9 protein-coding genes are annotated in these 12,378 nt (G+C 68.5%); all 9 read right to left on the minus strand.

All coding sequences use genetic code 11. The features are described from left to right. Nucleotide 1: 1 nt before the first annotated feature. A complete protein-coding gene (locus tag AB1281_RS08430) occupies nt 2–607 on the minus strand; it encodes a protein phosphatase CheZ (RefSeq protein ID WP_006442968.1) in 606 nt (201 codons plus the stop codon). Further along, nucleotides 607–999 carry a chemotaxis response regulator CheY gene (gene cheY, locus AB1281_RS08435; protein ID WP_005413247.1) on the minus strand — a complete coding sequence of 131 codons (393 nt, stop codon included), beginning with the start codon at nt 997–999 and terminating at the stop codon, nt 607–609. Before cheY ends, AB1281_RS08430 begins: the two co-directional genes overlap by 1 nt. Nucleotides 1,000–1,056: 57 nt before the next feature. Further along, nucleotides 1,057–1,800 carry an RNA polymerase sigma factor FliA gene (locus AB1281_RS08440; protein ID WP_049443479.1) on the minus strand — a complete coding sequence of 248 codons (744 nt, stop codon included), beginning with the start codon at nt 1,798–1,800 and terminating at the stop codon, nt 1,057–1,059. Beyond that, entirely contained in the window at nt 1,797–2,684 is an 888-nt protein-coding gene (locus tag AB1281_RS08445) for a MinD/ParA family ATP-binding protein (protein WP_005416424.1), read from the minus strand. The genes AB1281_RS08440 and AB1281_RS08445 overlap by 4 nt, the downstream gene beginning before the upstream one ends. Beyond that, a complete protein-coding gene (gene flhF, locus AB1281_RS08450) occupies nt 2,671–4,293 on the minus strand; it encodes a flagellar biosynthesis protein FlhF (protein WP_164118183.1) in 1,623 nt (540 codons plus the stop codon). Before flhF ends, AB1281_RS08445 begins: the two co-directional genes overlap by 14 nt. Before the next feature lie 145 nt (nt 4,294–4,438). Beyond that, entirely contained in the window at nt 4,439–6,499 is a 2,061-nt protein-coding gene (gene flhA, locus AB1281_RS08455) for a flagellar biosynthesis protein FlhA (protein WP_170871758.1), read from the minus strand. 44 nt (nt 6,500–6,543) lie between these two features. Beyond that, on the minus strand, nt 6,544–7,674 hold the full coding sequence (gene flhB / locus AB1281_RS08460) for a flagellar biosynthesis protein FlhB (protein ID WP_014037101.1): 1,131 nt from the start codon (nt 7,672–7,674) through the stop codon (nt 6,544–6,546). A gap of 131 nt (nt 7,675–7,805) precedes the next feature. Beyond that, a complete protein-coding gene (locus AB1281_RS08465; RefSeq protein ID WP_430345582.1) occupies nt 7,806–10,052 on the minus strand; it encodes a CocE/NonD family hydrolase in 2,247 nt (748 codons plus the stop codon). Between the two features lie 107 nt (nt 10,053–10,159). Further along, complete coding sequence (locus AB1281_RS08470; protein ID WP_430345583.1) at nt 10,160–12,295, minus strand: putative bifunctional diguanylate cyclase/phosphodiesterase; 2,136 nt, start codon at nt 12,293–12,295, stop codon at nt 10,160–10,162. Nucleotides 12,296–12,378 lie beyond the last annotated feature (83 nt).

Consider the following 12,378-nt stretch of genomic DNA (forward strand, 5'->3'; position numbering starts at 1 on the left):
CTTACAGCCCCAGATCCGACAACAGGTCGTCGGCGTCGTTCTGCGAGACCGCGTGGCGGTCCAGTCCCTTCAGTGCCGGCCCGGCCAGTTCCGGGTCGGTGCGATGCTGTTCCGGCGGCAGGCCGAGCGCGCCGAAGCCTTCGTGCACGCGGCGGACGATGCCGACCACGCGACGGATGATCTGCCCGGTCAGGTCCTGGTAGCTCTGGGTCAGGGCGATCTCGGTGAGGTTGTGGCGGATGCGCTCGAGCTGCGCGTCCTGGCCCGGCTGCAGGCCTTCGGCGCGCAGCTGTTCGGTCAGGCTGCGGCATTCCTCGGCCAGGTCCAGGGTACGGTGGGTGGCCTGTTCGGTCATCGCCACCACGTGGTCCAGGCGCGCGCAGGCATCGTCCAGTTCACCGGCTTCGCTGGGCACGGTCGGCAGTTCACCCAGGGCCTGCCCCAGCTCGCGGGCCAGCCGCGAGAGGCCGCTCATCATCGGCTGCGTGCGCAGCGCGACCAGTCCGTCGATGCGTTGCCGCCACGCGGCTTCGTCACCGGACTCCAGTGCGTCCAGGGCCTCCTGCAGGCGCAGGGCGAGGGCGTTCTTGTCGACCGTGGTATCCATCAGGCGCTGGCCGCCAGGCGTTCGAAGATCTTGCCGAGCTTTTCTTCCAGCGTCTGCGCGGTGAACGGCTTGATGATGTAACCGTTCACGCCGTTCTGGGCCGCTTCGATGATCTGCTCGCGCTTGGCTTCGGCGGTGACCATAAGTACCGGCAGGGTCTTCAGCTTGGCATCGGCACGGATCGCCTTGAGCAGTTCGATGCCGGTCATCACCGGCATGTTCCAGTCGGTGACGACGAAATCGAACGGCTGGCTCTGCAGCAGCGACAGCGCGGCATGCCCGTCCTCGGCTTCGGCGGTGTTGGTGAAGCCCAGATCGCCCAGCAGGTTCTTGACGATTCGACGCATGGTCGAGAAGTCGTCGACGATCAGGATGCGCATGTTCTTGTTCAAAGCAGAGTTCCTTTGTTGTTCATTCCGGGCGGCCGGGGGCAGCCGTCTCGGGGATGTTCATTCTTCCAGGCCGGCGTCGACGGCCTCGAATATCTTCAGCCGGCCGCGCAGGCGCAGCACGGCCTGGCCGTGGATCTGGCAGACCCGCGACTCGCTCACGCCGAGCACCGCGCCAATCTCCTTCAGGTTCAGCTCCTGCTCGTAGTAGAGCGAGAGCACCAGCTGTTCGCGCTCGGGCAGGTGGCCGATGGCCTTGCCCAGCTCGCGGCCGAACTCGCCGCGCTCCAGCACCTGCTGCGGGGTCGGGCCACCCTGGGCGACGGTGTCCAGCTCGCCCTGGTCTTCGATGCGCGACTCCAGGCTCAGCACCTGGCCACGTGCGGCGTCTTCCATCAGCCGCAGGTACTCGGGCAGCGGCATCTCCATCGCGGCGGCCACTTCGGTGGCGCTGGCGGCACGGCCCGTGCTCTGTTCCAGGCGGCGGATGGTGGCGGCGGCGTCGCGTGCACGGCGGTGCACCGAGCGCGGCACCCAGTCGCCACGGCGGATCTCGTCGATCATCGAGCCGCGGATGCGGATCGAGGCATAGGTCTCGAACGACGCGCCCTGGTCGGCGTCGTAGCTGCGCGAGGCTTCGATCAGGCCCATCATGCCGGCCTGGATCAGGTCGTCGACTTCGACGCTGGCCGGCAGGCGCGCGGCCAGGTGGTGGGCGATGCGCCGCACCAGGTCCGAGTGCTGGGCGATGACCTCGTTGGCCGCCGAGCGCTGGACTTCCCTGTACTGGGCTGCGCCTTTCATGCGGCCACCCCGCGCTGCTTGAGAATGCGTTCGAGGAAGAACTCGACACCACCACGCGGTTCGGTCGGTGCCTGCCAGCGTGCGGTGCGGCGCGCGATCTCGGTGATCGCCAACGCCGAAGGGCTGGACGGATAGGCCTTCACCACCGGCTGCTGGCGCTGCACCGACAGGCGCAGCCAGTCATCCTGCGGCACGCAGCCCAGGTAGTTCAGCGAGACATCGGCGAGGAACTTTTCGCAGACGCGGGTCAGCTTCTCGTACAGCACGCGGCCCTCGTTCGGGTCGCGCACCATGTTGGCCACCACCTGGATGCGGTCCACGCCGCGCTCGCGCGACAGCACCTTGATCAGTGCGTAGGCGTCGGTGATCGAAGCCGGCTCATCGCAGACCACCACCACGGTGTCCTGCGCGGCCTGGCAGAAGGTCAGCACGCCGTCGGTGATGCCGGCGGCGGTATCGACCACCATGATGTCCAGCTCGCGTTCCAGTTCGGAGAACACGTTGACCAGGCCGACATGCTCGGCCGGGGCCAGCTCGGCCATGTGCCGGCGGCCGGATGCGGCCGGGACCACCAGCACGCCGTTCGGGCCTTCGACGATGACGTCGTCCAGCGAGCAGCGGCCGGCAACCAGGTCGGCCAGCGTAAAGGTGGGGTTCAGCCCCAGGATCACGTCGATGTTGGCCAGGCCAAGGTCGGCGTCCAGCAGCAGCGTGCGCTTGCCCATGCCGGCGAGCGCCACGGCCAGGTTGGCCGACACGTTGGTCTTGCCCACGCCGCCCTTGCCGCCGGTCACGGCAATGGTGCGCACAGGGCCGAGCGGCTCGCTGCGGGTGGCCGACAGCGGGAAGGTCTTGGTCAGCTTGGCGTACTCACGCGACGGCATGGTTCAACTCCGGGTTGCAGGGCATATCGGCCGCTCGGCGCAAATCTTCAAGGCGAAGTACAAGATTGGCTGCACTGGCCCGGTGCAGGTCCTCCGGGACGTCCTGGCCATCGGTCACCCAGGTGATCGGCAGGGCGTGGTCCACGGCCACCGACAGGGCGTTGCCGAAGCGGCCGGTCTCATCCAGCTTGCTCAGCACCAGCCCCTGCAGGTTGGCCGCACCGAAGCGGCGCACCACCTCGTCCATGTCGCCGAAGCTGGTGTTGGCCGGCAGCACCAGCAGGGTGCGCACCTGGCGCGCGGCGCGCAGCCACTGCAGCTGAGCGGCCAGGGCGCGGTCGCGCGGGCCCAGGCCGGCGGTGTCGATCAGCACCAGCTTGTAGTCCTTCAGGCGTTCCAGCAGCTGGTCCAGGTCGGTGCCGCTGTTGGCCTCGTGCACGGCGATGCCGAGCTGGCGGCCGTAGCCATACAGCTGCTCACGGGCGCCGATGCGGGTGGTGTCGGTGGTGACCAGGGCGACGTCACGCGGTGCGTGCTTCTCGGCGAAGCGCGAGGCCAGCTTGGCGATGGTGGTGGTCTTGCCGGCGCCGGTCGGGCCGACCAGGGCGATCACACCACCTTCTTCCAGCGGGTCGACCGGGGCGATCGGCAGCTTGCGCGAGATCAGCCCCAGCATCAGGCCGCGGCCGCGGTGGGCCTCGGTCTCCAGCGGGATCTGCATGGCCACGTCGCGGGCCAGGCCGGCGTCGAAGCCGTATTCGTCCATCAGGTCCAGCGCGGTGGCGCGCACCGGGCAGCCACGCAGGCGCTCGTCGGTGAAGCGGTTCATCTCGCGCTCGATCACCTGGCGCATGCCGGCCACTTCCTGGCGCAGCTGGCGGATCTCGGCGTCGTCCTGGGCGACCACGGTCAGCGTCGGTGCCGGGGCCAGCACGGGGGCCGGGCTGGTCTCGACAACGGCTTCGACCGCTGCCGGTTCGCTGGCGGCGATCTCGGGCTGTGCATCGGTCACGGCAGCGGTCGGCAGCGGCGGCGGCTGCACGGCCGGGGCCGCGCTTTCGTGATGCGCCTCGTGCGGCGGGTCGATCTGGAAGCGGGCGCGGTTGGCCGGCGTGGCGCTGGCGGGTGCCGGTGCGACGATGGCTTCGGCGAACGGGGCGAAGATCTGTTCCGGCAGCGCCGGTTCGTTGACGGCGGCACGCGCCAGGGTGGCGGCGAAGCCGGTGCTGCCGCGGGTCGGCACGATCTCGTCGGCGCTGTCCAGGGTGCGGCCGGTGGCACCGACGGCGGCGCGGGCGAGGGCGGCGACGGCCGAGGTGGTGGCGGCGACCGGTTCCGGCGCCGGGGTGCTGCTGCGGCGGCGGGTGACGGCGGCGATCACTGCGTCGGCGGCGGTGCGCGGCTTGGGGGCCGGCGGCGGTGCGACGTCACGGCGCGAGGCTTCCAGTGCGCGCTGCACGGCGCTCTCGTCGTAGTTGGCGGCGGCGACGATCTCGATGCCTTCCTCGATCCGGCGGTTGGACAGGATCACGGCGTCAGGACCATGTTCCTTGCGCACCAGGTTCATGGCCGAGCGCATGTCGGCGGCGACGAATCGTTTGATTTTCATGCTGTGGTCACGGGACGAAGACGGCGGGGTGGCGGTCGGAGAACTCGGGTGGTCGGTGGTCTGCACGGTGCGGGTTCCCCTTGGTATCTGTCTGTTGCGTTGGTTCGAAAGTGGTGTCTGTTTTCTGGCGCATCGGAGGGCGGCGTCAGCTGATCGTTCCGACCAGCTTCAGGCGCTTGTCCTCCGGCACCTCGCTGTAGGCCAGGACCGACAGCGACGGAACGCTGTGGCGGACCAGGCGGGCCAGCGCGGCGCGCACCGGGCCAGGTACCAGCACGACCGCGGGCTCGTTGCGGGCTTCCTGCTTGCTGACACATTCGGCCAGGCTCTGGTGCAGTCGCTCAGCGAGTCCGGGTTCCAGCGCGGCGCCGTTGCCCTGCGTGGACTCCTGCAAGACACGTTCCAATTGCGGGTTGAGGGTGAACACCGGCAGCTCCGCCGACATTCCGGCGATCTCCTGAACGATGAAGCGGCCCAGCGCGGTGCGCACGGCGGCGGTCAACACGGCCGGGTCCTGGCTGCTGGGCGCATGCTCGACCAGCGCTTCGGCGATCTTGCGCAGCTGGCGGATCGGAATGCGCTCGACCAGCAGGTTCTGCAGCACGCGCACCACCGCCGACAATGGCAGCGCCTTCGGCGTCAGATCTTCGACGAGCTTGGGCGCGCTCTTGGCCAGGTTGGCCAGCAGGTGCTGCACTTCTTCGTGGCCGAGCAGTTCCGGCGCGTGCTCGCGGATCAGGTGCGACAGATGGGTGGCGACCACGGTGGCCGGATCGACCACGGTGTAGCCCAGCGTTTCGGCCTGGGCGCGCTGGTGCGGCTGGATCCAGGTGGCATCCAGGCCGAACGCGGGGTCCTTGCCGGCGATGCCTTCCAGCGCGCCGAGCGCGCTGCCCGGGTCCAGCGCCAGCTCGCGGTCGGGGTGGATCTCGGCGGTGGCCACCGGTACGCCGTGCACCAGCACGCGGTAGCCATTGGCCGGCAGTTCCAGGTTGTCGCGGATGTGCACCGACGGGATCAGGAAGCCGACGTCCTGGGTCAGCTTGCGACGCACGCCCTTGATGCGTGCCATCAGTTCGCCGCCCTGGTTGCTGTCCACCAGCGGAATCAGCCGGTAGCCGACCTCCAGGCCCAGCGGATCGACCGGGCGCAGTTCGTCCCAGCTCAGTTCGGCGGTCGGTGCGGGTGCGGCCGGGCGGCCGAGCGCGTTGAGCGCGGCAGCATCAGTGCCAGCGCCCGCCGCATCGGCAGCCGGGGCCTTGCCCTTGCGGTACACCTTCCAGGCGATGAAACCGAGGATCGCGGACAGCGTCAGGAAAGCGACGTTGGGCATGCCCGGCACCAGGCCGACCACGCCGATGATGCCGGCGGTGATCGCCAGCGCACGGTACTGGCCGAACACCTGGCCGGTCATGGCCTGGGCCATGTCCTGCGAGCGCGAGGCGCGGGTAACCAGCATGGCCACGGCGCTGGAGACCAGCAGGGCCGGCAGCTGCGCCACCAGGCCGTCACCGATCGACAGCAGGGTGTAGGTGGCAGCGGCTTCGCCGAACGGCATGCCATGCTGCAGCACGCCGACGGCCAGGCCGCCGAGCATGTTGATGAACAGGATCAGGATGCCGGCAATGGCATCGCCGCGGATGAACTTGCTGGCGCCGTCCATCGCACCGTAGAAGTCGGCTTCCTCGCGGACTTCTTCGCGGCGCAGCTTGGCTTCTTCACGCGTCAGCAAACCGGCGTTGAGGTCGGCGTCGATCGCCATCTGCTTGCCGGGCATCGCGTCGAGGATGAAGCGCGCGGTCACTTCCGAGACGCGGCCGGCGCCCTTGGTGATGACCACGAAGTTGATGATGGTCAGGATCGCGAACACCACGATGCCCACCGCGTAGTTGCCGCCGATCACGAACTCGCCGAACGCGGCGATGACCTTGCCCGCGGCGTCGTGGCCGTTCTGGCCGTTCAGCAGAATCACGCGGGTGGAGGCCACGTTCAGCGCCAGCCGCAGCATGGTGGTGATCAGCAGCACGATCGGGAAGATGGTGAAGTCCAGCGGGCGCTTCACGTAGACCACCGCCAGCAGCACCATCAGCGAGATGGCGATGTTGAAGGTGAACAGCGCATCGAGCACCGGCGCGGCCAGCGGCACCACGACCATGGCCAGCAGGGCCAGCACGATCAGCGGTGCGCCAAGGCCCTGGCGGATCATTTCCAGGGCGCGGCGGGTGTTGAAACCGGCGGAGGGCTGGGCGCTCACGGGCGGCCTCCCTTGCCGAATTCATCCACCTGGATGTGCGGGGCGTCCGGCATCGGGCCAGTGCGCCAGGCGCGCAGCTGGTAGACGTAGGACAGGACCTGGGCGACGGCCGAATACAGTCTCACGGGGATTTCCTTTCCGAGTTGGCCTTCCCGATACAAGGCGCGTGCCAAAGGCGGGGCGGAGACGATCGCCACCTTGTTGCCGTCGGCCACTTCACGGATGCGCAGGGCGGTCTCGTCCACGCCCAGGGCGACCACAGTGGGGGCGTTCATGGCGCCACCCTCGTACTTCAGGGCCACCGCGTAGTGGGTGGGGTTGACCACCACCACGTCGGCCGTGGGCACCGCTTCCATCATCCGGCGGTTGGCCATCTGCTGCTGCAGCTGGCGGATGCGGCCCTTCACCTCGGGGCTGCCCTCGCTTTCCTTCATTTCCCGGCGCAGCTCTTCACGGGTCATCTTCAGCTTGCGCATCCAGTTCCAGCGCTGGTACGGCGCATCGATGGCGGCCAGCACCAGCATGGCGCCGGCGGTGGCCAGCAGCAGGCGCAGGGTGAAGCCGAGCCCGTCGGTGATGGCGGTCTCCAGCGGGTGGTGGATCAGTCCGCGCAGGGTATCGAAGCCGGTCCACACCACCAGGCCAGCGGCGACGCCGACGAAGGCCACGCGCAGCAGCGATTTGGTGAACTCGGCGATGGCTTCCGGGCCATACAGGCGCTTGAGCCCGCTCATCGGGTTCATGCGGTTGATGTCGGGCAGCAGGGCTTTCTGCGACCAGCGCAGGCCACCCATCACCAGCGGTGCGACAAAGCTGGCCAGCAGGCAGACCAGCACCAGCGGTGCGATCACCAGCATGAACTGCAGCAGCAGGTCGCCGAAGTGGCCGAACAGTTCCTTCGGGTTCTGCCGCAGGCTCTGTTCCGGGCTGAGCGCGTGCTTCATCCAGGCCGTGGCGCCACGGCCGATCGAGCCGCTCATGGCCATCACCGCCAGCACGCCGGCGCCAAACACGGCGGCGGTGCCAAGTTCGCGCGAGCGCGGCAGGTTGCCCTGTTCACGGGCATCGCGCAGGCGTTTTTCGGTAGGTTGTTCGGTCTTTTCGCCGGCGGATTCGTTCTCGGACATCACGGGCACTGCGGCAGGGGATGCCAGGGTGCGTGCAAGAACTGTTCCGTGATGGGATGGGGCGGCCCATCCATGCATGACGTGGATCTACTGGAGGTCTGGCCCTTGTAGGGCCGGACCGATGCTCGGCTCTACAGGGAGGTGCTGGCCGGTCGCAGGGGAATGGCCAGCACGCTGTCGCTGTGCCAGTCCACGCGCAGCGGTTCGCCCGCGTCGGCGACGGTCTCGTCGCTGACATCGCGGCCGGTGCCGTGGTTCACCTGGTGCATGGCGTCTTTCAGTACGTCCACCTTCACCAGCAGTCGGCTGTTTGCAGCCAGGCGGCGGGCGACCATGCGCGTCCGGTCGAAGGGCAGGTGGGTCCATTGGCCCGGCTGCAACAGCTGGCGCGTGCTCGGGTCGCGCACATGGCTGGCCCGGCCCATGTAGTAGGACAACTGCATCCTGCGCCCATCTGCCAGCAGCTCGTACAGGGTGACGGTGAAGTCGAAGTCGCGCTTGTTGATGCGGACCTTCAGGTCGCCGGAGAAGCTGCCGACCAGGTCCATGGGGCCGGTGAAGGGTTCGGACACGTAGGCCAGCGCGGTGTCCGCTTCATCCTGTGCTGCGACGATCGGGAACGGATAGTAGCCGTGCCGCATTTCGTTGCGGTCGGCCATGTCCACGGTCTGCCCCAGTTGGCCCGGCGCCGGTGATTGTTCCTGCAGGCGGTGATAGCCATCGGTTGCTGCCCGCGCGGGCGACAGGTGGTAGCGGCGGTGATCGCCTGCAGCGGCATCCAGCGTTGCCGCATGCCCCCACCGGTTGGCGCCCATCAGCTGGTAGTTCACGCGGTCGGGCACCAGCGCAGGGCGCGGGGCACCGCGCAGCACATGGTCCAACCACTGGAAGGTTACCGCCGGGGTATCGAACTGCGCGGCAGGATCGACCGCGTAATCGCGCAGCTGCATCGGTTTGAGCGCCGACTGCGCGCCACGGTGGTCGTAGGGGCCGATCAGCAGGGCATGGTCCGCATCGGGACGGTGCCGGAGGTGCTCCTTGAAGTACTGCAGGGCCGAGATCTGGCCGTCGTCGTAGTAGCCGGTGATGGTCAGTACCGGGATGCGGATGTCGTTGAACTGGTCGCCATAGGGAACCATCGCCTGCCAGTAGGCATCGTAGGACGGATGGGCCAGCCAGCGCTGCAGCCAGGGGTTTGGCGTGCCATCGACCTGGTCGATCTGCCGGTAAGGGCGGCCGGAGGCATACCAGCGGCGCGGCAGCTGCGACCAGCGCTCGTTCTGGTCGTAGGTGTCGTTGTCCAGCATCGGGCCATTGGCCACGTAGAACGCCCAACCGTAGTTGGCACTCAGGAACACGTTGTTCTCCATCGGCAGGCCCTGGCCGGGGATGGCGGCAACGTAGGGCACGATGGTCTTCAATGCGGGATGGTGATGGCGCGCCGCCGCCCAGGCAGTGAAGCCTTCGTAGCTGCCGCCATACATGGCTACCCGGCCATCGCTCCATGGCTGGTGGCTGATCCACTCGATTGCCGCGTTGGCATCCTCGCCGTCATGTTCATAGGGCGCGATGGTGCCGGTACCCTGGCCCTTGCCACGTGCATCCACCACGATGCCCGCATAGCCATGCGCGGCGGCCAGCAGCATCTTCTGCCGGTTCTTGGGTGGATCAGTGTAGATGGTGAACAGCATGGCCGTCGGCAGAGGCACCGATGTGGCGCGAGCACGGGCCAGCTGCGCCGACAGCACGACGCCATCGCCGGCGGGGATGCGCAACGCATCGTCGATGGCGAAGCGGCGCTGCTCTTCTGCGGCGACCAGTGCAGGGGCCAGTGCGGCGGCCAGGGTCTGTGCGCGCAGTACCGCCCGCAGGCGCAGCAGGTCCAGGGCGACGGCTTCGGCCATGGTCGTGGCACCCGCCTGCGCCGCGATGGCCCGCTCCAGTTGGGCGCGCACCGGGGCTGGCTCAACCGAGAGTGCGGCATCAACCTGCACCGCGGCAATGTCGTCGAGGTCAGCGAAGGTGCTGTGGAAGGCACGGGCATAGGCGGCTGTGTCCCGCTCGCCGGCGGTGGCGAGCAGCAGCATCGGCACCCAGCGCTGCACCGCCGCGGTGTCACCGTCGCTTGCCAGCGATGCGCGTGCCTGCTGGATTGATTTCCGCGCTTCGGCTGTCTGGCCCATCGCCAGCAGCGCGTGGCCGCGCTGTGCATCGGTCAGGCTGGGGGACTTCAACACGCCCTTGCCGAGGGCCTGCAGGGCAGCCTCGACCTGGGCCGGGGAAGCATCGGCTGGCAATGACCACGGCAGATCAGCGGCGGCGGTGTCGCCAACAGCAAGGGCCAGCAACAGGCCAGCAAGGGTGATGCGTAGGGCCACGGACGCTTCCTTGGATGACAGTGGAACGGCGCATCCACGCATGGCGTGGATCTACTGAAGGCCAACCCATGGTAGTGCCAGGCCGTGGCCGGCGGGCGCGGGCTCGGCTACAGGGGGGCGCTATCGCTGGGCGGCGGGCTCTGTGCCAGCTCCACCCGCGGCCGGGGCAGGTCGTGCAGCTGCATGAAGCGCGCCGCGTCGACCGGGCGGCCGAGCAGGTACCCCTGCAGGAAGTCGCAGCCCAGGCGCTCCAGGTAGGCGCGCTGGGCAGCGGTCTCCACGCCCTCGGCCACAATGTCCATGTCGAGCGCATGGCCCAGTGCCACGATCGCCGAGACGATCACCACGTCCTCGGCGCTGTGTTCCAGATCGCGCACGAACGCGTGGTCGATCTTGATCTCGGTGGCCGGCAGCCGCTTCAGGTACAGCAGGCTGGAATAGCCGGTTCCGAAATCATCGATGGAGATGCCCACGCCCAGCGCCGACAGCGCCTGCAGCAGGCGAAGGCTGGTGTCGGTGTCGCGCATCACCGTGCTTTCGGTGATTTCCAGCACCAGGTGGCGCGGGGGGATGCCATGGCGCTCGATCACCTCGCGCACATCCTGCAGCAGGTGCGGCGAGCTGAACTGCACCGGCGACAGGTTCACCGACATCGACCAGCCGTCGTGCCCAGCGTCGTGCCAGCGCCGCAGCTGCTGGCAGGCCTGGTCCAGCGCCCAGCGCCCGATCTCGTTGATCGCACCGCTGCGCTCGGCCAGGCGGATGAAGCGGTCGGGGGGAATCAGGCCGTGTTCCGGATGGCGCCAGCGGATCAGCGCCTCGGCGCCGGCCACCTTCTGCGTGGCCACGCGGATCTTCGGTTGATAGTGCAGGAACAGCTGCTCGCTGCCGATGGCGCGGCGCAGGTCGGCCAGCAGCCGGAACTGCTGCTCGGCACTGTCGTTCATCCAGTCGGCGAACAGCACGAAGGCGTTGCGTCCGGATTCCTTGGCCTGGTACATCGCTGCATCGGCGAAGGCCATCAGCTGGCGCTCGCTGGCGGCGTGGTCCGGGCAGATCGCCACGCCGATGCTGGCGGTCACCTGCAGTTCGTTGTCCGGCAGCAATGGGCCGCTGCCCACGGCCTGCAGGATGCGACGGGCCAGGGTCGGCAGGTCCTCGTCGTGCTCGATGCGCACCACCAGCACGAACTCGTCGCCGCCCAGCCGTGCCAGCAGGTCGTGCGGGCGCAGCAGCTGGCGGGTGCGTTCGGCCACCGCCACCAGCAGCGCATCACCGGCCTGATGGCCATACGCATCATTGACCTGCTTGAAGCCGTCCAGGTCCATGAACATCACCGCGAAGCGGTTGCCGCCTTGTTCGGCCTCGGCCAGCGCCTGCACGATGCGCCGCTGCAGCAGCAGGCGGTTGGGCAGGCGGGTGAGTGGGTCGTGCAGCGCGGCCTGGGTCAGTTCCTGCTGGGCATCGGTCAACGAGGTGCTCAGCATCGAATTGCGCAGCCGCAGCAGTTGCGCTTCCACGCGCTGGTCCAGCCATGAGACCACCAGCACCACGGCCAGGATCGCTACGGTCAGCACCACCACCAGCATCGCCAGCCACTCGTTCTGCAGGCCATCGCCGACCGCCGCACCGCAGATGCTGCCTTCCGGGAAGCGCGCGGCGGCCATGCCGGTGTAGTGCATGCCGACGATGGCCAGGCCGAGCAGGCCCGCCGCCGCCAGGCGATCACCGATGCGGGTGCGCTGCGCGCGCAGGCGGAACGCCACGTACAGCGCGGTCCAGGAGGCGGCCACCGCCACCATCAGCGAGAACAGCAGCCAACCCGGGTCGTAGTCGATGCCCGGCTGCATGCGCATGGCGGCCATGCCGACGTAGTGCATGCCGGCGATGCCGGTGCCCATCAGCAGGGCGCCGCCGGCCAGCCGCGGGTGGGGCAGGGTGCGCAGCGAGACCAGCCACAGCGCGAACACCGATGAGGCGATGGCAAGCGCAAGCGAGAGCAGGGTGATGGGAAGGTCGTAGCCCAATGGAATGGGCAGGTCGAAGGCCAGCATGCCGATGAAGTGCATCGACCAGATGCCCAGGCCCATGGCGAAGCCGCCCCCCAGGCGCCACCACCAGGCCGCGCCCCTGCCCGGGGCGGTCACCGTGCGACCGGCCATCGCCAGCGCGGTGTATGAAGCCATCACGGCGACCAGCAGCGAGATCGCCACCAGCCACGGGTTGTACGTGCCTACCAGCATTCGTCAGTCTCCCGGACCTGCCTGTCGACGGAAACCACGGTGGGGCATGCATGAGGCAGGCCGACGCGGAACCGCGCCGGCCA

Source organism: Stenotrophomonas sp. NRRL B-14846 (assembly GCF_050473585.1).
In the GTDB taxonomy this organism is placed as follows: Bacteria; Pseudomonadota; Gammaproteobacteria; order Xanthomonadales; family Xanthomonadaceae; genus Stenotrophomonas.